The organism is Dactylosporangium sp. CA-152071, from assembly GCF_050936335.1.
Lineage (GTDB): Bacteria > Actinomycetota > Actinomycetes > Mycobacteriales > Micromonosporaceae > Dactylosporangium > Dactylosporangium maewongense.
Genome location: NZ_JBNJMZ010000001.1, coordinates 6,895,641 through 6,916,230, shown reverse-complemented (window position 1 = coordinate 6,916,230; position 20,590 = coordinate 6,895,641). Strand labels below are relative to the sequence as shown.

General features: G+C 72.9%; 16 protein-coding genes. 6 read left to right on the top strand and 10 right to left on the bottom strand.

Annotated elements, in window-relative coordinates:
- Positions 1 to 54: 54 nt before the first annotated feature.
- From ACQEVZ_RS31180 to ACQEVZ_RS31165, 4 genes are all read right to left on the bottom strand, one after another.
- On the bottom strand, positions 55 to 1,161 hold the full coding sequence (locus tag ACQEVZ_RS31180) for a thioester domain-containing protein (protein ID WP_433373053.1): 1,107 nt from the start codon (positions 1,159 to 1,161) through the stop codon (positions 55 to 57).
- 131 nt (positions 1,162 to 1,292) lie between these two features.
- Positions 1,293 to 1,946 carry a response regulator transcription factor gene (locus tag ACQEVZ_RS31175; protein ID WP_360557964.1) on the bottom strand — a complete coding sequence of 218 codons (654 nt, stop codon included), beginning with the start codon at positions 1,944 to 1,946 and terminating at the stop codon, positions 1,293 to 1,295.
- Positions 1,946 to 3,172, bottom strand: coding sequence for a PspC domain-containing protein (locus ACQEVZ_RS31170; RefSeq protein WP_344501778.1), 1,227 nt, complete (start codon positions 3,170 to 3,172; stop codon positions 1,946 to 1,948). The genes ACQEVZ_RS31175 and ACQEVZ_RS31170 overlap by 1 nt, the downstream gene beginning before the upstream one ends.
- Before the next feature lie 262 nt (positions 3,173 to 3,434).
- On the bottom strand, positions 3,435 to 3,821 hold the full coding sequence (locus ACQEVZ_RS31165) for a hypothetical protein (protein WP_433373048.1): 387 nt from the start codon (positions 3,819 to 3,821) through the stop codon (positions 3,435 to 3,437).
- A gap of 160 nt (positions 3,822 to 3,981) precedes the next feature.
- On the opposite strand from ACQEVZ_RS31165, the gene ACQEVZ_RS31160 reads away from it, so the two are divergent.
- The 3 genes from ACQEVZ_RS31160 (at position 3,982) to ACQEVZ_RS31150 (ending at position 7,104) form a co-directional block, all read left to right on the top strand.
- On the top strand, positions 3,982 to 5,487 hold the full coding sequence (locus tag ACQEVZ_RS31160; RefSeq protein WP_433373045.1) for a PspC domain-containing protein: 1,506 nt from the start codon (positions 3,982 to 3,984) through the stop codon (positions 5,485 to 5,487).
- Positions 5,484 to 5,753: a hypothetical protein gene (locus tag ACQEVZ_RS31155; RefSeq protein WP_344501780.1), complete on the top strand. Its 270-nt coding sequence runs from the start codon at positions 5,484 to 5,486 to the stop codon at positions 5,751 to 5,753. The genes ACQEVZ_RS31160 and ACQEVZ_RS31155 overlap by 4 nt, the downstream gene beginning before the upstream one ends.
- Before the next feature lie 82 nt (positions 5,754 to 5,835).
- Positions 5,836 to 7,104, top strand: a complete 1,269-nt coding sequence (locus tag ACQEVZ_RS31150; protein WP_344501781.1) for a phosphatidylserine decarboxylase — start codon at positions 5,836 to 5,838, stop codon at positions 7,102 to 7,104.
- Between the two features lie 560 nt (positions 7,105 to 7,664).
- Here the strand turns inward: ACQEVZ_RS31150 and ACQEVZ_RS31145 are convergent.
- The 5 genes from ACQEVZ_RS31145 to ACQEVZ_RS31125 all read right to left on the bottom strand — a co-directional run bounded on the left by ACQEVZ_RS31145 (position 7,665) and on the right by ACQEVZ_RS31125 (position 14,073).
- The gene (locus ACQEVZ_RS31145; RefSeq protein WP_433377097.1) at positions 7,665 to 8,624 is read right to left on the bottom strand and encodes a CDP-alcohol phosphatidyltransferase family protein; all 960 of its coding nucleotides are present in this window, start codon (positions 8,622 to 8,624) and stop codon (positions 7,665 to 7,667) included.
- A gap of 290 nt (positions 8,625 to 8,914) precedes the next feature.
- Positions 8,915 to 9,643, bottom strand: a complete 729-nt coding sequence (locus ACQEVZ_RS31140; protein WP_433373041.1) for an NUDIX hydrolase — start codon at positions 9,641 to 9,643, stop codon at positions 8,915 to 8,917.
- A 99-nt stretch (positions 9,644 to 9,742) separates the two neighbouring features.
- Positions 9,743 to 10,678 carry an NUDIX domain-containing protein gene (locus tag ACQEVZ_RS31135; RefSeq protein WP_344501783.1) on the bottom strand — a complete coding sequence of 312 codons (936 nt, stop codon included), beginning with the start codon at positions 10,676 to 10,678 and terminating at the stop codon, positions 9,743 to 9,745.
- A gap of 61 nt (positions 10,679 to 10,739) precedes the next feature.
- A complete protein-coding gene (gene guaA / locus ACQEVZ_RS31130) occupies positions 10,740 to 12,293 on the bottom strand; it encodes a glutamine-hydrolyzing GMP synthase (protein WP_433373037.1) in 1,554 nt (517 codons plus the stop codon).
- A gap of 94 nt (positions 12,294 to 12,387) precedes the next feature.
- Positions 12,388 to 14,073 carry an FAD-dependent oxidoreductase gene (locus ACQEVZ_RS31125; protein WP_433373034.1) on the bottom strand — a complete coding sequence of 562 codons (1,686 nt, stop codon included), beginning with the start codon at positions 14,071 to 14,073 and terminating at the stop codon, positions 12,388 to 12,390.
- A 117-nt stretch (positions 14,074 to 14,190) separates the two neighbouring features.
- Between ACQEVZ_RS31125 and ACQEVZ_RS31120 the strand changes: the two genes are divergently transcribed.
- Positions 14,191 to 15,423, top strand: a complete 1,233-nt coding sequence (locus ACQEVZ_RS31120) for a hypothetical protein (RefSeq protein WP_433373031.1) — start codon at positions 14,191 to 14,193, stop codon at positions 15,421 to 15,423.
- On the opposite strand, the gene ACQEVZ_RS31115 is transcribed toward ACQEVZ_RS31120, so the two are convergent.
- Positions 15,401 to 16,660 (bottom strand): ABC transporter substrate-binding protein, encoded by a 1,260-nt coding sequence (locus tag ACQEVZ_RS31115; protein ID WP_433373028.1) that lies wholly within the window; start codon positions 16,658 to 16,660, stop codon positions 15,401 to 15,403. The two genes, ACQEVZ_RS31120 and ACQEVZ_RS31115, sit on opposite strands and share 23 nt — an antisense overlap.
- 202 nt (positions 16,661 to 16,862) lie before the next feature.
- Here ACQEVZ_RS31115 and ACQEVZ_RS31110 point away from each other — a divergent pair, with 202 nt between their 5' ends.
- Positions 16,863 to 20,120: a nitrate- and nitrite sensing domain-containing protein gene (locus ACQEVZ_RS31110; protein WP_433373025.1), complete on the top strand. Its 3,258-nt coding sequence runs from the start codon at positions 16,863 to 16,865 to the stop codon at positions 20,118 to 20,120.
- Positions 20,117 to 20,536: a roadblock/LC7 domain-containing protein gene (locus tag ACQEVZ_RS31105; protein ID WP_425552176.1), complete on the top strand. Its 420-nt coding sequence runs from the start codon at positions 20,117 to 20,119 to the stop codon at positions 20,534 to 20,536. Before ACQEVZ_RS31110 ends, ACQEVZ_RS31105 begins: the two co-directional genes overlap by 4 nt.
- Positions 20,537 to 20,590 lie beyond the last annotated feature (54 nt).

Below are 20,590 nucleotides of genomic sequence, written 5' to 3'. Positions count from 1 at the left end.
AAACGCGGCGTGCCCGGCCTTCCGAGGAAGACCGGGCACGCGACGTGACAGGAACTAGGCGGTGAAGCGGACCTGCCGGCGGCGGCGGACCACCAGCAGCAGGGCGACGCCACCCGCGACGAGCAGCACGCCGGCGGTGATCGCACCGGTGAGCTTCACACCCGTGACCGGCAGCTCCGGCGGGGCCGGGTTCACGGTGACCGTGGCCTTCGCCTCGAGCTCGGTGCCGGCGACGCCCGCCAGGATCAGCTTCTGCGTCTTGTTCGGGTCCTTCGAGGTGACGAACATGCGGCCGATCGGCACGGAGCCGCTGCCCTTGGCGTCGATCGTCACGGTGCCCACGGCGTCGGCGACGACGTAGAACTTGCCGCCGTTCGGCAGGGACGTGACGGCCTTGCCGTCCGCGTCGACGAGCTTGCCGCCGGTGGCCGTGAGGTCGGCCTCGCCACCACCGGAGACGATGGTGAACGGGCCGATCTTCTTGCCGACCACGCCGGCCAGGGTGGCCGGGTTGATCTCGAGCTTCGGCTGCGGGTCGGCGGCCGGGTTCTTCGACGCCTTCACGAGGTACTCGCTGACGGCGACGATGACGGCGTACTGCTCCGGCGTGTTGCCCGTGTTGAAGCCCTCGTTGTTGTCGCGGAGCGCGAAGATGTCACCGTCGGTGATCGTCCAGATGGCGCTCTGCGTGCCGGCGTAGACCAGCTTGGTGAGCAGCGTGGCGTCGATGCCGGCCGGCTTGGTGCCCTTCGCTGCCGCGAGGAGCGCGTCGGGGCCGACGGTCGGGTACGCGTGGGTCAGCACCCACTGCACCTGGCCCAGCTCCTCCGCCGTCGGCGAGGAGTTCTTGTTGCTCGCCCACGGCGCCTCGACGTAGTTCGCGTCGGTGATGTCGCGGGCGAAGTCGATGCAGTACGCGATGACGGGCTCGGACGCACCGGCGACCTTCAGGCCGAGGCGCGGCGCGGCGGTCTCGTTGCCGTTGGGGTTGGTCTTGGTGTCCTTCGAGTTGATGACCTTGATCGCCGAAGCTTTGTCATCGATGAAGACCTGCGTGCCGGTGACGGTGTCGGCGTAGGCGGCGCCGGCGCCGCTGAGCGCGACGGCACCTCCGACGAGCACCGCTGCGGCCAGACCGGCCAGACGGGTGGTGTGTGACACGGTGACTGGACCACCTTTGACGAGAATCAGGGGACGCTCGTTTGTAGCGGTCGGAGACCCCTCCTGTCACCTCCTGCGCAACAGCAGCCACACCAGTCACACCAGTTTGTCCGGAAATCCCGGGAAAAAAATCAGACCAGACGGCGATCCGCGGCCCAGCGGGACAGCTCATACCGGTTCGACATCTGCAGCTTGCGGAGCACGTTGGACACGTGCGTCTCGACCGTCTTGATCGAGATGTAGAGCTCCTTGGCGATCTCCTTGTACGCGTAACCGCGCGCCAGCAGCCGCAGGACCTCGCGCTCGCGGTTGGTCAGCTGGTCGAGCTCCGGGTCGGCGACCGGCGCGTCGGGGCGCGCGGCGAACGCGTCGAGCACGAAGCCGGCCAGGCGCGGGCTGAAGACGGCGTCGCCGTCGGCGACCCGGCGGATCGCGTCGGCGAGCTCGTCCGGCGAGATGGTCTTGGTGACATACCCCCGCGCGCCGGCCCGGATCAGCCCGATGACGTCCTCGGCGGCGTCGGAGACCGACAGCGCCAGGAACTTCACCTGCGGCCGCGCGCGGCGCATCGCGTCGAGGACGGCCCGGCCGCCGCCGTCGGGCATGTGCACGTCCAGCAGCACCACGTCGGGCTCCAGCGCGCTGATCTTCTGCACCGCCTCCGCGACCCCGCTGGCCTCACCGATCACGTCGACGTGCACGCCGAGCTCGGCGCGGACCCCCGCCCGGAACATGGCGTGGTCGTCGACCAGGAACACCCGCAGGCGCTGGGTCTCGTCAGTCATCACTTCTCCGTATCGATGGGCAGGCTCAACCGCACCTCGGTGCCGTCGCCCGGTGTGCTGCGGATCTCCGCCTTGCCCCCGTGCCGCCGCATGCGGGCCAGGATCGAGCCTCGCACGCCGTGCCGGTCGGACTCGACGGCGGTGAGCTCGAAGCCGACGCCCCGGTCGCGGACGAACACGCTCACGCAGTCGGGCTCGACCTCCGCGTAGAGCGAGACGGTCTGGACCTTGGCGTGCTTGGCCGCGTTGACCAGGGCCTCGCGGGCGGCGGCGACGATCGCCCCGACCCGCTCGTCGACGTCGACGTCACCGACGACGACGGTCTCGACCGCGATCGCGAACGTGTCCTCGACCTCGGCCGACGCCTCCTCCAGCGCGGCGCTGAACTTCTCCGTCGGCGACGCGGTGGGCTTGTACAGCCAGTTTCGCAAGGTCCGCTCCTGCCCGCGGGCGAGGCGCTGGACCTCCTTCAGATCGCCGGCGTTGCGCTGGATCAGGGCCAGGGTGTGCAGCACCTGGTCGTGGATCATCGCGGCCAGCTCGGCCCGCTCCTGCTCGCGCACCCGCGCCTCGCGCTCCGTGCTGAGCTGCGTGAACATGCGGTAGAGCAGCGGGGCCAGGGCGAGGCCGACGCCGGCGAGGGCGACCGCGGCGAAGCCGAGGCCGTAACCGATCGAGGCGAGCGTGGCGCCGGAGATCGGCACCCCCACCACGAACGCGCCGATGATGCCGACGATGACGAGCAGGCCGCCGCCGATGAACCGGACCAGGTAGGACTTGCGGTTGTTGTCCATCACGGCGCCGAGCCAGGGCATCCCGGGCACGGTCGCCGACCAGCGCTCGCGCCGCTTCGGGTCGGCCTGGTGCCAGATGATGCCGGCGCCGAGCGCGATGACGGCGGCCAGCCAGCCGATCACCGCCTGGATGCCGTCGCTGGGGCCGGCCATCAGCACCAGCAGCACCATGCCGACGCCGAGCGCGAGGAACGAGAAGAGCTGGTTGACGTTGCGCCGGCCCGACCGCACATGCGGCGGCATCGGCAGCACCGCCCAGAACGCCGCGTAGAGCAGCGCGCCGAGCCCGTTGAAGGCCGCGAGCAGCACGAACGCCACCCGCACCAGCACCACGGAGGCGCCGAGGTGCGCGGCGATGCCGGCGGCGACCCCCGCGACGACCCGGTCCGCGGGCTCGCGGTAGAGGCGGCGGACGGGCACTGGGCTGGTCATCGGACTCGTTTCGGCTCGCGGTCGGAACTGGGTTCCACCAGATCGTCACACGCCGACCGACGCCCGGACCACTCCGAGCCGCCCCGGAACCGGCAAATCAGGGTGGTGTCAGGGTCGATGCCTGAGGCGCGGAGTGCTCCGGGTCGGCGACGATCGGTGGCATGACGAACCCGCCTGCCGCCGACGAGCCGGCGGCCGCAAGAGCACGTGCAGAAGATCAAGAGCCGGATGGTGTACGAGTGGCGCCCAGCTACGCGGCGGACTACCTGCCCGACGGGTCCGACGACGCCGCCGCCGATGCCGCCACTGCCGCCTCCGACGCCGCCACGTCGCAGGACGCCCCTGCCGCACCCGCCAGCGTGTCGCCCGCCAGCGTGTCGCCCGCCAGCGTGTCGCCCGCCAGCGTGTCGCCCGCCAGCGTGTCGCCCGCCAGCGTGTCGCCCGCCAGCGTGTCGCCCGCCAGCGTGTCGCCCGCCAGCGTGTCGCCCGCCAGCGTGTCGCCCGCCAGCGTGTCGCCCGCCGGCGGCGCCGCCGGGGATCCTGCCTGGGAGGCGGCGACCGTGCCCGCGGAGCCGAAGCTTGATCTGACCAAGGTGGAGCGGGAGGAGCCCGCGTCGGAGGACTTCGAGCCGCCGTCCGGTGGCTTCACGCCCGCCGGTGCCGGACCGGCCGGCCCGCCGCCACCCGGCCCTCCTCCCACCGGCGGCGCCGGTGGTCCTGGTGGTCCTGGTGGTTCCGGTGGTCCTGGTGGTCCTGGTGGTCCCGGTGGGCCCGGTGGTCCTGGGGCGTTCGGAACGGCGGCCGGAGGGGTGCCGCCGTTCGGATTCAGCCGCAGCAACCTCGTGCGGCCGCAGCACGGCCGGTACGTCGCCGGGGTGTGCGCCGCGATCGGCCGGGCCACGAACACCGACCCGACGCTGTGGCGGGTCATCTTCGCCGTGCTCACGCTCGCCGGCGGGGTCAGCATCGTCGCGTACCTGCTGGGCTGGCTCCTGCTGCCCGCCGAGGGCGACACCGGCTCCCCGCTGGAGGCGCTGCTCGGCCGGGGCAGGTCGACCACGTCCGCCCCGGTCGCGATCGTGATCGGCGTCGGCGCGGTGCTGGCGTTCCTGCTGGTCATGTCCCGCAACGTCGGCGCGGCCGCGGTCGGGCTCGCGGTGGTCATCGGGGTGGTGGCGCTGCTCGTCCGCGGGCAGGGCAACCTGCCGCCCGGGCCGCAGCCGGACCAACCGGGCGGCCCGCTGGGGGGCGGCCGGCCCTGGATGCCGCCGATGCCGCCGATGCCGCCGACGCCGCCCGGGCCGTTCGTGCCGGGCCCGGCGGCCGCCGCGCCGTTCCCGCCGTCGGTGCCGCCGTTCCAGTCCGCCGGACCGTCGTACACCGGGCGCGGCGGCGGATCGGTCGGCAAGACGCCGGGCGTACACCCGGCGTGGCTGCAACACCAGACCGCCGTGACCCAGCCCGTCCCGGCCGCCGCTCCGGCGACGCCGGCACCCGCCCGGCCGTCCGGGCCGCCGGCACCGCTCGTGCCACCGCTGCCGCCGTTGCCACCGCTGCCGCCGACCGGTTACCGGCCGCCGTTCGCGCCGCACGGGCCGTTCAGCGGGAGCAGCCCCTACGCGGCGTCGCTCGGCTACCCGGCGGGGGCGCCCGCGTCGCCGTACCCGGGGCTCGCCCCGCAGCCGCCCAAGCCCCCGAAGCCGCCGAAGCCGCGCTCCCGCCTCGGCCGGGTCATCTTCTCGCTGATCTGCCTGTCGCTCGGCGTGCTCGCCGTGCTCGAGGTGACCACGTTCGACCTCCTGGTCAGCACGTACTTCGCGGTGCCGCTCGCGATCGTCGCGCTCGGCCTGATCGTGGGCGCGTGGTTCGGCCGGGCCCGGCTCATGATCCTGCTCGGCGTCGTGCTGAGCCTCGCCCTCGCCATCTCGACCGCGTCGACGATGGACGGCCCGAGCAGGAAGGACGTCGAGAACATCAACATCAACCCGATGTCCGTCACCGAGCTCGACAGCGACTACCGCACCGACTTCGGCAACATCCACGCCGACCTCCGCCAGGTGGACTTCGCCGGCCAGGACGTCAACATCAGCTTCCGCGTCGGGTACGGCGGCAACATGCAGATCATCCTGCCGAAGAACGTGGACGTGTACGTCGACGTCCGGGTCGAGGGCGGCGACTGCCGCGTCCTGGGGCGCGAGTGCGGCGGGTTCAACCAGACCAACGAGTTCACCGACCTCGGCACCGACGGCGCCGGCGGCGGCAAGCTGCACCTCGACCTCGACCTTCGCTACGGCAACCTGGAGGTGACCCGGTGAAGCCGCACCGCACCGATGGCCTCTCCCTCACGTTCGGCCTGATCTTCCTCGGCATCGTCATCGTCTGGCTCTTCAACCAGGCGGTCTCGGTCAATCTCAACGCCGGCTGGATCGTCGCCGTCGGACTGATCGTCTTCGGCCTGCTGGGGCTGCTCGGGGCGCTGCGCTCCGACAAGTCCGACAAGCCGTCCAGTTCGGTGCCCGCCACGTCGGCGCCGCCGGCTTCTTCGGCGCCTCCCGCGTACGACCCGGACGACGCGGACTAGTCACGGAATATGCTGGGCCGGCGGGGCGCGTTCCCCCGCCGGCCTTTTCGTTTGCATGTATTGCTTGAGGAGCCCTTCAGACATGACCCAATTTCCCGTTGGCGGCGCGTCCGGCGTCTCCCGCCGCCCGATCCAGATCGGTGACCGCGCCGCCCGGGTCCTCGCCTCCGAGCTCGCCCGTCACGGCGGGCCCAAGACCGGCCTCCTGGTCGGCGCCGCGGCCGGCTCCGCCACGCTCGCGGCGGCGATCGACGCGCTGCTGCCCGACGACCGCCTGACCATCGTCGCCACGTCCGGCGCCTCGGCGGCCGCAGGGGCCGTCGCGGCACTCCGGGAGCACGTCGAGCGGCAGGGGCGCTGGGTGTCCGACCGGACCCGCGTCGTCGAGTCGCTCACCGAGGCGGAGCCCGCCGACGTGGTGATCCTGGCCGAGCCCCTCGCGGGCAGCGCCGACGACGCCCGGGCCGTCCTCGCCGGCCTGACCAAGCTGGTCACCACCGGCGGCGTCCTCACGGTCGTCGTCCCGGCGACCCGCCTGCCGAGCGGCGCCGCCGACGAGGTGGAGCGCCAGGCCGCGCTGTACGGCGTGGGCAGCGACCTCGTCCTGCGCAACGTGCCGCCGGTCCGCGTGCACCGCCTCCGGCACACCCCGGCCCACCACGCCGCGGCGCACAACCTGCTGCCGGCGCTGCGCCCCTCCAGCGTCCCCCTCACCCGGGGCATGCACATCGACTCCAACGGCGTCGCCGCCGCCGGCATCGCGCTCGGCCTCGCCGCCCTGGCCAAGGCCGCCCGGCCGAAGTCGAAGCTGTGGCTGGTCCCGGCCCTGGCCGCCGCGCCCGTCGCCGCGTTCTTCCGCGACCCGCAGCGCGACGTCCCCGAGGACGCGAGCGCCGTGGTCGCCGCCAGCGACGGCAAGGTCCTCGGCGTCGAGCGCCTGCACGACAAGCGCTTCGGCGACATCGAGTTCCTCCGCATCGCGGTCTTCCTGTCCGTCCTCGACGTCCACGTCAACCGCGCCCCGGTCGCGGGCAAGGTCGTCGACTACTTCGTCGAGGACGGCGGCTACGCGGCCGCGATGAAGCCGGAGGCCGAGCACAACGTCGCGGCGTACACGCTGCTGGAGACCGCCCACGGCCCCGTCGCCGTCGTCCAGCGCACGGGCCTGATCGCCCGCCGCATCGTGCAGCGCGCCCCGGTCGGCTCCCTGCTCGCCAAGGGTGAGCGCTTCGGCCTGATCCGCTTCGGCTCCCGCACCGACGTCTACCTGCCCGCCGACAAGGCCACCCCCGCGGTCGCCCCCGGCGACCGCGTCGTCGGCGGCTCGACGGTCATCGCCACCTGGCTCTGAGCCCGTCCTCGCCGGGGCCGGTGGAGATCACACTCCACCGGCCCCCGGCACGGCGCACCCACCCACGAACCGGTAGCCCCGCGCACGGCGCCAACCACGCGCTCACCCAGCTCCCGGCACACCTGTTCCCAGCACCCCGCCCCACTCGGCAAACGCTGGTCAATACCCGGCTTTACGGCTTTTGCGCCACAGAGCCTGCGCGATCCACCCTCAAGTTGCTCTCCAAAACCGGGGGCGGATCGCGCAACGTCTATCCGCGCGGCACCGAGCGCGGCAGTTGAGCCAAGGGCAGCCAAGCACCCCGCGCACGGCGGCGGCCGCACGGTCGCCCACCTTCCGGCACACCTGTTCCCGGCGCTCCACGCCACTCGGCAGACGTTGGTCAATGCCCGGGTCTGCGGCCTTTGCACCGGATGATGCGTCGTCCGCCCTTGAGTTGATCTCTGGAACCAAAGGTGGATCGCGCGGCGTCTGGCCGGTTGCAGTGTTGGGCCACGGGAAATAGCGAAGCGCCCCGCGTCCGGGGAGCCGGAGGCGGGGCGCTGCGAGGTGCGGGAAGGTCAGACGGCGGCGTGGCGGCGCTGGCGGAGCCAGAGGATCGGGCCGCTCACCAGGTACGCCAGGACCACGGCTACGAACGTCAGGCGGAAGTCCACCAGAGCACCGACCACCGGCAGGGCGAAGAGCCACGGCGGCAGCTTCGCCAGGCGGGCGAGCTTCGCATACGGGAAGCTGGACACCATCGCCAGGCCGAGCAGCGCGACGCCGGCCACGCGGAATGCCGGGGGCATCTCCGGGGCGATCAGCGTGGCGAGGGCGAGCACCGCCGCGCACATGGTGGTCGGCACGCCGCAGAAGAAGCGGCCGTCCTTCGGGGAGACGTTGAAGCGGGCCAGGCGGATCGCGGCGCAGGCGGCCACGAGCCCGCAGGCGGGCACGAGCGCGGCGGCCGGGGCCGAGTCGCTCAGCCAGGCATAGACGACGACGGGCGCGGCCAGGCCGAAGGAGCACATGTCGGCGAGGGAGTCCATCTGCGCGCCGAACGGGCTGGCGACGCCGAGGCGGCGGGCCAGGAAGCCGTCCAGGCCGTCGAAGACGACGCAGGCGATCAGCAGGGTGGCGGCGATGCGGACGTCGCCGTGGTTCACGGCGACGAAGATCGCGCACAGGCCCAGCAGGAGGCTGCTGATGGTGCAGGCGTTGGCCAGGGCGAAGCGGATGCGGCGGCCGACGGTGCGCTCGCCCGGCAGCAGCGGGATGCTGAAGCTCGACGCCTCTTCCGTACCCAGGGAGACCGACGGGACGGCGGGGCTGACCGGCGCGACAGACACCACGTCTCGTGACAGTCCGTCACGGCGGCGCATACGCAGGCGCGGGAGCCGGACCCTGCCCTCGCGGGTTTCGGTCTCGGCGGGCGGCGGCATGAGCAGCGAGGTGGCGCCGGCGACGTTGCCGTCACCGCGACGACCGACCCGCCCGGCGAAGAGCACCTGGCGGGCGAGCGAACCGCTGCGTCGCAGCCGGCCCGCCCACTGTCTGCTGCCACCGGGGCGCGGACTGTCCGTGGTGCGTCGTCGCTGCCAAGGTGCTCTCGGCACTGATCCTCCATGCAGGAACGGGGTTCCCACGGTCGCATTCCAGGGCCCTTTGCCCCACTGTGTCCGTCTTCGCGAGACTGCCTCGCGATCTACACCATCGCATATCGTGTCGCGCTTGGCGATGGCTCAGATAGGAACCAGCCTAGAAACATGCTCGTCGGGTGCTGATGCCGGACTACTCAGCGTAGTACCAAATTCACCTGTAATTTATCTTAACGACCACGATCACTGTCCCGTCGCGGGAGTGAGGCGGCCCACTGGACCACCTCCGTGAGCTGAAGGCCGGGCAGCTCGGCCCGGTCGAACCAGGCCGCGGCCGCGGTCGATCCGCCGGCGGCCTCGGTCACTCTGGGTGTGGTCGGCGAGGGCACCAGGACGCGGTAGAGCGCCCGTACGGCGTGCCAGTTGATCGGGTAACCCTCGGGGCCGATCGCGCCCGGGTTGCGCCGGTGGGTGACCCCGAGCAGCTCGGTGATCTCCCCGTGCTGGGCGGTCTCCTCGACGAGCTCGCGCAGCAGCGCCTCGCCGGGCTGCTCGCCGGGGTCGGTGCCGCCGCCCGGCAGGTGCCACTTGCCGGCGCCGGGGTAGCCGGGGGCGATCTGGGTGAGCAGCACCCTATCGGCGGGATCGGTGACGAAGCCGTACGCGGCGAAGCGCTGCCCGGTCGGCAGCCCGTTGGGATCGGGCCGCTCGGTGAAGTCGCCGACGGCCGCGCCGGGGGCCGGGGCGACCTCGAAGACCACCCGGTCCTCGTGCAGGTCGGGCGTGATGACGGCGTGCACGTCGAGCACCGAGAGCACCACGACGGACAGGTCGGCCTGCTCGACGAAGTGCCGGACCATCGCGGTCGCGGGGCTCTCGCCGTGCCGGACCGGTCCGCCGACGTCGTCGGTCCCTCCGGGTCGACGGCCGTAGACGGTGATCACCCGGGCTGCGCACATGGCGCCAAGCCTAGAACGCGCCCACCGCAGCGCAGGCCCGGGCAACACCGCGCAGCACGAAAACCAGAGCAAACCAAAGCAAACCAGAGCAAACCAGAGCTAGCGGAGGCCCGCCCCGCGCAGCGCCTCCTCGGTGACCTCCGTCAGCTGCAGCTCGTCGAGGTCCTCGGGGTCGAACCAGCGGGCCTCGGCGGTCGAGCCGCCGACGTCGTGGATCACGGGACGGCTGGAGCGCGGCACCTGGACGCGGTAGAACGCGCGGACGCCGTGCCAGTCGATCGGGTACCCCTCGGGCCCGAGCTGGGCCGCGTCCCGGTGCGACGCCACCCCGAGCAGCTCGACGATGTGGCCCTCCTGCCCGGTCTCCTCGACCAGCTCGCGGATGAGCGCCACGCCGGGCTGCTCGCCGAAGTCGGTCCCGCCGCCGGGGAGGTGCCAGGAGCCGCCGCCCGGGTACCCGTCGGAGATGCGGGTCAGCAGGACCCGGTTGCGCCGGTCGGTGCAGACGGCGTAGGCGGCGAAGCGCTGGGCGCGGTGCAGGCCGTCGGGGCCGGGCACGGCGTAGAAGGACGGCACCTCGGGCACACCGTCGGGGCGCAGGTCGACCGCGGCCTCCCGCAGGCCGAGCGCGTCGGCGGTGAAGCGGCGCAGCGGCAGCTGCTCGGCCTCCTCGCGGGTGACCCAGCGGGCCAGGTCGGTGGGCTGGCCGACGCGGTCGCGCAGCGCGCCGCCGCGCACGGTGACCTCGTAGATGAGGCGGTCGGTGTGGATGGTCAGGCCGCGGTCGGGCAGCGCCCGCATGTCGGCGAGCACGTCGCGCAGCCGGGCGACGGCGACGGACAGGCCGGTCTCCGCGGCGGTCTCCCGCACGACGGTGTCGACCGGCTGCTCACCGTGGTCGACGGCGCCGCCGGGCAGCGACCAGACTCCGGGCGTGCCGGCCTTCGCCGACGCCCGGACCAGCAGGAACTCGTCGGAGTCGGCGATGACGCAGTAGGCCGCGATGCGCCGCAGCGGCTGTAACGCAGGAGTCACGACAATAAATTGTCCGGCATTTCCGCCCAGGAGCAAGGGAGACCCACAGGAGGAAAAACATTCACTCCCATTCAATGGTGCCCGGCGGCTTGGACGTCACGTCCACGACCACGCGGTTGACCTCGCGAACCTCGTTGGTGATCCGGGTGGAGATCTTCGCGATCAGCTCGTGCGGCAGCCGGGACCAGTCGGCCGTCATCGCGTCGTCGCTGGAGACGGGGCGCAACACGATCGGGTGACCATACGTGCGGCCGTCGCCCTGGACGCCGACGCTGCGGACGTCGGCGAGCAGCACGACCGGGAACTGCCAGACCGACCGGTCAAGGCCGGCGGCGGTGAGCTCCTCACGGGCGATCAGGTCGGCGGCGCGCAGGATGGCGAGCCGCTCCTCGTCGACGGCGCCGATGATCCGGATCGACAGGCCGGGCCCGGGGAACGGGTGCCGCATGACGATCTCCTCGGGCAGGCCGAGCGCGGCGCCGATCGCGCGCACCTCGTCCTTGAAGAGCGTCCGCAGCGGCTCGACCAGCGCGAACTGCAGGTCGTCGGGGAGGCCGCCGACGTTGTGGTGCGACTTGATGTTGGCGGTGCCGGTGCCGCCGCCGGACTCGACCACGTCGGGGTAGAGGGTGCCCTGGACGAGGAACTCGACGTGCTCCTCCGCGTCCAGGTCGCGGGCGGCCTGCTCGAAGACCCGGATGAACTCCCGGCCGACGATCTTGCGCTTCTGCTCCGGGTCGGTCACGCCGGCGAGGGCACCGAGGAAGCGCGCGGAGGCGTCGACGACCTTCAGGTTGATGCCGGTGGCGGCGACGTAGTCCTTCTCGACCTGCTCGGCCTCGCCGGCGCGCAGCAGGCCGTGGTCGACGAAGACGCAGGTCAGCTGGTCGCCGACGGCCTTGTGCACGAGGGCCGCGGCGACGGCGGAGTCGACGCCGCCGGACAGCGCGCACAGCACGCGCTTGCTGCCGACGCGGGCGCGGATCGCCTCGACCTGCTCCTCGATGATGTTGTTGGACGTCCAGGTGGGCTCGATGCCGGCGATGCCGTACAGGAACCGGCGCAGCACCTCCTGGCCGTGCGGGGTGTGCGCGACCTCCGGGTGGAACTGCACGCCGGCGAGCCGCCGCGACACGTCCTCGAACGCGGCGACCGGCGCGGCCGGCGAGCCCGCGGTGACCGTGAAGCCGGCCGGGGCGGCGGTGACGCAGTCGCCGTGGCTCATCCACACCGACTGGGCGTCGGGCAGGTCGCGCAGCAGCACGCCGCCGCTCCCGGCGATGCTCAGCGGGGTGCCGCCGAACTCGCGCAGCCCCGTGTGGCTCGCCTCGCCGCGCAGCGCGACCGCCATCGCCTGGAAGCCGTAGCAGATGCCGAAGACCGGCACACCGGCGTCGAACAGGGCGGGGTCGACCTGCGGGGCGCCCTCCTCGTAGACCGAGGAGGGGCCGCCGGACAGGATGATCGCGGCGGGGCGCTTGGCGAGCATGTCCGCGACCGGCATCGAGTGCGGGACGATCTCGGAATACACGTGCGCCTCGCGCACCCTGCGGGCGATCAGCTGCGCGTATTGGGCACCGAAGTCGACGACGAGAACCGGCGGCGGCGTGGTCATGCGTCGAGCCTAGTCGGCGCCCCGGGGTGACCTGCGCCTCACTGCCGCTCTTTTCAGCCTTGGCCGCGTCGGTACCGCGGTGCCGCGCACTTCGTCACGAATGGTGCTCCTGTCGCCGTCGCGGCGCCGGCACGGCGGTGACGCGCAACGCCGCCGGCGCGCCGGCCGGGACGGCGGGGTTGGCCGGCGGGACGGGTGGCACCGGGACGTAGGTCTCGCCGAGCGGCGGCCGGGGGTCCTCCTCGCCGCGGTTGGGCCACATGGACATGGCCCGCTCCGCCTGGGCGGTGATCGTCAGGGACGGGTTGACGCCCAGGTTGGCGCTGACCGCGGCGCCGTCGACCACGTGCAGGCCGGGGTGGCCGTAGACGCGGTGGTAGGCGTCCACCACCCCGTGCTCCGGCGAGTCGCCGATCGGCGCGCCGCCGAGGATGTGCGCGGTGACCGGGATGTTGAAGACCTCGGTCCAGCTGCCGCCGGGCATGCCGCCGATCTCCTCGGCCAGCAGCCGGACGGCGTGGTTGCCGGACGGGATCCAGGCCGGGTTGGGCTCGCCGTGGCCCTGCGACGTGGTGAGCTTGCGCCGGCCGGTCCAGCCGCGGCGGAGCCGGACGTTGAGCGAGTTGTCCAGCGACTGCATGACCAGGGCGATCACCGTCTTGTGCGACCAGCGCCGCACGGAGAGCACCCGGGTGTGCCGGATCGGGTGCCGGAAGAACGCCCCGAACCAGCGCAGCGGCCGCAGCGGCCCGCCGTCGGTGAGGACGGTCTGCAGCAGCCCCATGGCGTTGGAGCCGGGGCCGTACCGGACGGGCTCGATGTGCGTGTGCGCGTCGGGGTGGAACGAGCTGGTGATCGCCACGCCGTCGGTGAAGTCGACGTCCTTGCGCAGCGAGCGGGCGCCGAGGATGGACTCGGAGTTGGTGCGGGTGAGCGTGCCGACCTTCGTCGACAGCCCGGGCAGCTGCCCGTCGGCGCGCATCCGCAGCAGCAGCTCCTGGGTGCCGAGGGCGCCGGCGGCGAACACGACCTGCGCCGCGTGGAACGCCCGGCGGTCCCGCCGCCGCCCGGTCCCGCGGGTGTCGATGCGATAGCCGCCGTCCTCAGGTCGTACCGACGCCACCGTCGTCAACTGGTGGACCTCGGCGCCGAGCCGCTCGGCCAGGTGCAGATAGTTCTTCACCAGGGTGTTCTTCGCGCCGACCCGGCAGCCGGTCATGCATGAGCCACAGTGCTCGCAGCCGTGACGCAGCGGTCCGGCCCCGCCGAAGTACGGGTCGACGCCCGACTTGCCGAAGTACACCCCCACGGGGGTCTGGTGGAAGGTGTCGCCGACGCCCATCCGCTCGGCGACGGCCTTGATCGCCAGGTCGGCCCGGGTCATGCGGTGGTAGACGCTGACGCCGAGCATGCGCTCGGCCTGGTCGTAGAAGGGCGCGAGCTCGGCGCGCCAGTCGGCGATGCCGCGCCACTGCGGGTCGTCGTAGAACTGCTCGAGCGGCCGGTAGAGGGTGTTGGCGTAGATCAGCGACCCGCCGCCGACGCCGGCGCCGGACAGCACCAGCACGTTGCGCAGCAGCTTGAGCCGCTGGACGCCGAAGCAGCGCAGGGCCGGTGCCCACAGGAAGCGCTTGGCGTCCCACGACGTCTTGGGGAACTCGTCGTCGGCGAAGCGCCGACCGGCCTCCAGGACCGCGACCGAGTAGCCCTTCTCGGCGAGGCGGAGCGCGGTCACGCTGCCGCCGAAGCCCGAACCGATGACCACCACGTCATATCGCACGCCTCATGGTGACTCACCAGTAAGTTACTGGGAAGTACCCAGTTTCGCATCGGCCGGCGTCAGTCCCGCCGGAGCGCCTCCCCCAGCTACCGGGCGGGGTGCGGCACACTGAGGCGCATGGCGAGACTTCCCGGCGGGCTGGCCGCCTGGCGTGGCCGCCGGCTGCTGCGCGGTGCCGGCCCGGCGCCCATGAAGGAGCACTGGGGCCCCGACACCGCCAAGGTGACCGCCGCCCGCCACACGGTCCTGCACTCGCTCGTGACCGAGGCGGCGAAGTACGCGGACGCGACCCCACCGGTCGCGGTCACCCTCGCCGGGTCCGGCACCGTCCGGTACACCGGCGGCGTGCTGCGCGTCGGGCTGCCCCTGGTGTGGGGGCTGCCCGCCGACCACCTGCGCATCGTCCTGGCGCACGAGCTGGCGCTGCCGGACACGAAGCACCCCGAGCTGGTCCGCGGCCTGCTCGGGGTGGCGGCGGACGCCAAGGTGCACGCCGCGACGGGTCCGCTGCGGGTCGCGGTGGAGCAGGTCCGTGACGCGGCGGCGATCGCCGCGGGCGGTGGCGGGCTGTCCGGCGTCGAGGACGCGGCCGCGGCGCTGCTGCGGGCCGCGACGATCGAGGCGGCGTTCGCCGCGTTCGCCGCGGCCGAGGGCCGCCACCTGCTCACCCCTGGCAGTGCCGCCGAACCGGCCGCCGAACCGGTGCCGGTGCGGATCTCGGACCTGCACGCCGGCTGGCGGCTGCGCCTGTCGCGGTGGGGCGCGCCCGCGGTCGACGGCGGCGCGCTGCTCGACGAGGTGCCGCTGCGGCACCCCGGGCTCGCCGCCGAGCTGCGCGCCATCGGCGAGGTGCCCCGGCCCGGGCTGGCGGGCGACGCCGTCGACGTGGAAACCCTGACCGCCGAGGAGGAGCGCACGCTCGCCGCCGAGGTGATCGGGGGCGACGGGGAGTGGACGCGCTTCGAGCAGCTGCCGGTCGAGGTGTACGGCGCGGAGGTCGAGCGCCAGGCCCGCGAATACGTGCGGGCGGTGCGGGCCGTGCTCGGCCGCGACCCGGACGACCGTGACGAGCTCGCCGGCACGCTGCTGCGCCGGCCGGTCGACGTGGAGCGGGCCCGGCGCGGCGAGACCGCCGCCGACGACCAGCCGGCGCCGCCGTGGATGGGTGTCGTGCTGCTGTCCGTGCTCGTCGAGCACACGCTGCTGCGGCAGGGCTGGCGGCGGGAGCACCCCCTGGTGGCCCGGCGCCTGGTCGCGCCCGGCGGCGAGGTGCTCGACCTGAACGAGCTGTACCAGAAGCCCGACGAGCTGCGGCGGCTGCTCGCGGCTACAGGCTCAGCGTCGGGGTAGCCGCCAGCTCGACGGGGTGGATCACCAGGTAGCCGTTGGGGGCGTGCTGCTCGACGACGCAGGCGCCGAGCTGGTTGTAGCCGGCGCCGTCGAACCGGATCCCGTTCCACGGCATGACGATCTGGGTCGCCGGCAGCGAGAACTGCTGCACCGCGTTGCGGATCGTCGGCGGGCTCAGGTCGGTGGTGACGGTGTTCATCGCCAGCGCGAGCAGCATCGTCGCGGTGAACGCGGCCGCCGCGACCTCGGTCAGCTTGGCGTGGAACGCCTGCTCGTACATGCCGCCGACGACCCTCGCGACGGGGTTGCGCCCCGCGAAGTCCCCGGACCAGCCCGTGGCCCGCAGCACCTGGTTGTTGCCCTTGACCGTGTCGAGCGCCCCGACGCCGGGGCCGAGCGCGATGACCGGCGCCTTGCCCTTGAGCCGGCCTGCGAGCTCCACCGCGGCCGCCGCGTCCTGCGCGTTGAGCACGAAGGCGAGGACGGCGTCGCCCTTCTCGACGAAGCTGCTGTCGCCAGCGCCGCCGGACTCCAGGGCGATCTGCTGCTTGCCGCCGATCTCGTAGCCGGCGGCGAGGCTGAGGTCCTCGATCGAGGCGCGCACGTTGGCGAGCTCCTCGCCGACGGTGCCGCTGGCCTTGCCCATCGCGGTGATGACCCGCTTGAACTCGTCGCCGGTGTCGCGCTCCCGGTACAGCAGCGCCAGCGCGGTCGAGATCGCCTGCCGGTCGCTGGGCTGGATGCGGAAGTGCGCCGCCCGGTTGAGGTCGGCGAACGTGTCCGCGGTGCTCAGCGCGTCGACGAGCGCGACGCCGATGGTGTCGGTCTCGCGGCCGGCGGGGGCGGCGACGTCCAGGGTGTCGGCCAGGACGAGCCCGACGGCGCCGTCGTGCACGAGCCGCGACGCCTCCTTCTCGACCTTCTCCGGCGCGCTGTCGCTGTTGCCGACGACGAGCGTGAGCTTCGTGCCGTTGCGCAGGCCGGCACCGGCGGCCAGCGGCAGGGGCAGCTTCAGGTCCGTGACGTCGTTGTTGACCAGCTCGATCGCGAGCTTCGCGCCGAGCTGCGCCTGCTGGCCGATCGCGGCGTTCGGCCCGGTCGTGGAGACCAGCAGGCCGATCGCGACCGACGCCGGCGGCTTCGGCGCGGGGTTGCCCTTGCTCGTGCAGGCGGTCAGAAGCAGCGCGGTGACCACGGCGAACGCGGCCACGGCGGGCCGGCGGCCGAGGGTGTGCACGACAGGAAGCTCCTTGGGACACGCGGCTGGTCGGACGGTGCGTATCCTTCCCGTCTGGTCGATGCGTTTCAACCCCGAAGTCGAATGCCAAGTAATGTGACCTGGACCACAATGCCGTGGTTGGACAGATGTCGCAACCCTGGTTTGATAAGGCTCGCACGCTGCTCAGGCAGCGCGATGACGCATGCGAAAGGTGTGAGGGGTGCAGACCTTCGCTTCGCCACCTTCATCGAGGGCTCCCGCCGTCGTCATGAAGGTGAACAGCCACCGGCGCCGCAGGCCAGGGGAGCCGCAGCGGCGCAGCGCGTCGCTGTTCCGGGTCCGCGACTGGCGCGTGCCGACCAAGCTCGCCGCCGTCCTCGTGCTGCCCGCCGTGGCCTTCCTTGTCATCGCCGGCGTCCAGATCAACGCCTCCGTCCAGGACGCCTCCAAGCTCGACCAGTTCGCCCAAGGGGTCAAGGTCGGCCGCCAATTGACCAATCTGATCCACTACCTGCAGCTGGAAAGGGACCGAACGGCCGGAGTTCTCGCCAAATCGACCACCGTCCAAGCGCCGAGTGGGTCGACTTCGAGCAACCAGGAGCTGGCCGCGAACTACGCCGCCACCGACGCGGCCCTCGCCGCCTTCTCCAACGCCGCCCGCCCGCTGCTGGCCAACCCGATCTTCAACCAGTCGCAGAACCGGGTCGCCGCCGACTTCGCCGACCTGCAGCTGGTCCGCGAGGGCGTCAAGCAGCGGTGGCTGCGCCAGGACGCGGTCTTCGACCAGTACTCCTCCACCATCCAGCACCTGTTCGGGCTCGTCCCCGACCGCCCCGACATCGGCGGCGACTCCCAGTCGGTCACCGAGGTCGCCTCCCTCATGGACCTCGCCCAGGCCAAGGAGCTCAAGGACCAGCTGCGCGGGCGGATCTTCGCGGCCGCCAGCGCCGGCAAGTTCGCCCCTGACGACTTCGAGACGTTCTCCGAGATCCAGGCGCGGCAGGTGGCCGCCGTCGAGCGCTTCCGCGACTCCGCCAGCCCGCGGCACCTGGCCCTCTACGACCGCAACCTGCGCCAGACCGCCGTCGGCACCGTCGCCCGCCTCCAGCAGCAGGTCATCTCCCGCGCCCGGGGCGCCGCCGTCGGCGTGACCCCCGAGGAGTGGTGGCTCGCCAGCACCAGCGAGCTGGACTACATCCGCACCATCGAGCAGGAGCTGCTCGAGGACGCGATCGAGGGCGCCGCCAACCGCAGTGCCTCGCAGCGCACCGACGCCATCGTCGCCACCTCCGTGATCGTCCTGGTCATGCTGATCGCGCTGCTGCTGTCGTGGCTCATCGGCCGGTCGATGGCGCGCTCGCTGCGGCAGCTGCGGGCCCAGGCGCTCGACGTGGCGCAGCACCGCCTCCCCGAGGCCATCCAACGCCTGCGGACCCTCCCCCGCGGCGAGACCGTCACCGTCGACACCACCACCAGGGTCCGCTCCACCGACGAGATCGGTGAGGTCGCCGACGCGTTCACCGCCGTGCACCGTAGCGCCGTCAGCCTCGCCGTCGAGCAGGCCGTCATGCGGCGCAACGTCAACTCGATGTTCGTCAACCTGGCCCGCCGCTCGCAGACCCTGGTCGAGCGCCAGCTACAGCTGCTCGACCAGCTGGAGTCCGCCGAGACCGACCCCGACCAGCTGGCGAACCTCTTCCGCCTGGACCACCTCGCCACCCGCATGCGCCGCAACGACGAGAACCTCCTCGTCCTCGCCGGCAGCGAGGCCACCCGGCGCTGGGCGCAGCCCGTGTCCCTCTCCGCGGTGACGCTCGCGGCGATGGCGGAGATCGAGCAGTACGCGCGGATCCGGCACGACGTCGCCACCGACATCTTCGTCGTCGGGCACGCCGTCTCCGACATCGTCCACCTGCTCGCCGAGCTGCTCGAGAACGCGACCACGTTCTCGCCGCCCGACACGGTCGTCACCGTGTCCGGCTGGCCCTCGAAGCAGACCCGCGAGGCCACGATCGTCATCGAGGACCGCGGGCTCGGCATGACCGAGTCCGGGCTCGTCGAAGCCAACGACCGCGTGTCGGCGCCGATCGCCATCGACGTGGCCGCGTCCGAGCGGATGGGTCTCGTCGTCGTCGGCCACCTGGCCGCGCGGCACGGCGTCCAGGTCCGGCTCGACGCCTCCGACGAGGGCGTCACCGCCTACGTGACCCTGCCCGCCCGCCTCCTGGCCGCTCCGCCGGAGGGCGCCGGGCTGTACCACGGCAGCGGCAACCGCATCGCCGGCATGTCGCGGCTGCCGATCGCCGCTGACGAGGCACGGCCCGTGCCCGCGATGGTCTCCGCCGAGGACGCGCCGACGGCCGTGCTGCCGGCGCTGCCCGGGCGGCCGAGCGGGGCCGGCACCGCCGGGTCGCCGGCCGAAGGGGACGTGCCGGCCGTCGCGGCGCCGCCGCTGCCTGCGGGGCCGGTCGCCCTGCCGACCTGGCCGGTCGCCGCCTCCGCCGCCGCGGGCGCTGCTACCGCCGATGCTGCCGCGGGCGCCGAGCCGGTGCCGGCGTCGGTTTCGGGGGCGCCCGTGTCCGGCGTGCCTGTCTCTGGTGCGCCCGTCTCCGGCGTGCCTGTCTCTGGTGCGCCCGTCTCCGGTGTACCGGTCTCCGGCATGCCGGTGTCCGGGATGCCGGTGTCCGGGATGCCACTGCGCGCGGCGCCCGTGTCGGGGGTGCCGGTCTCGAGCATGCCCGTGTCGGGTGCGTCGGTCTCCGGTGTCCCGGCGTCGGGCGTCCCGGCGTCGGGCGTCCCGGCGTCGAGCTTCGGACTTCAGAGCCCCGGCGTGCCTGTCGCAGGGCTTCCCGCTTCGGGCGGTCCGGCCGGCCCTGTCTCCGGCGGGCCCGGACCGCAGGTGCCGGGACCGCGTGTGCCCGTGGCCGGCAACGGCGCGGGCTCTGGTGTGGGCTCTGGTGTGGGCTCTGGTGCGCCCGTCTCCGGGGTGCCGGGGGCCGGCGGTGGCCCGGCGGGTCCCGCCTCGGGGCCGCCCGCGCAGCGGACCGCGAACGGTGGCCCCGCCGCGGGCGCGCAGCGGCGCGGGCCGAGCCGGGCCGAGGACATCATCGGCGCGGCCGCGCGGGGCAACACCGCGCCGCCCGCCAAGGGCACCCGCTGGTGGTCGCGGGGCGGCGCGGGTGACGCGCCGGCGTCGTCGGCCCCGGCGGTCCCGGCGCAGCGGACCCCGGTGACCGCGGGCACGAGCGCCAGCGGCCTGCCGATCAGGGTGCCGCTGGCACAGCTGCCGGGTGACACTGGGCAGGCGGAGACCAGACCTGACGCGACCCAGCCGATCCAGGTCTCGTCGCACACCGAGCCGGACCCCGCGAGCGTCAGCAGCATGCTCACCCGGTTCTACAGTGGCGTGCACCGGGCCGCGAACGAGGACGAGGTACCCACGGTGCCGATCAACGATCATCGAGGGAGCACGGCGTGACCCTGAGCCAACAAGCACGGGACCTGAGCTGGTTGATCAACGCCTTCACCGAACGGGTGCCGGGCATCGCGCACGCGGTGGTGGTGTCCTCCGACGGCCTGCTGGTCGCCGTGTCGGACCATCTGCCGCGCGACAGCGCGGACCAGCTGGCCGCCGTCACCTCGGGCCTGGTGAGCGTCACCAGCGGCGCCGCCCGCATCTTCGACGGCGACGAGGTCAAGCAGACCGTGGTCGAGATGGGCCAGGGCTTCTTCCTGGTCATGACGATCCGCGACGGCTCGATCCTGGCCGTGCTCGCCGGCCGCGAGGCGGACATCGGCGTCGTCGGCTACGAGATGGCCCGCCTGGCCAAGCAGGCCGGCGAGATGCTCACCCCGGCGCTGCGGGCCGAGCTCCAGCAGGCCCTCCCCCGCTGACCCTTCTCGCGTGACCCGGAAGACGCCTCTTCCGGGTCACGGGAGCCGGGCGCT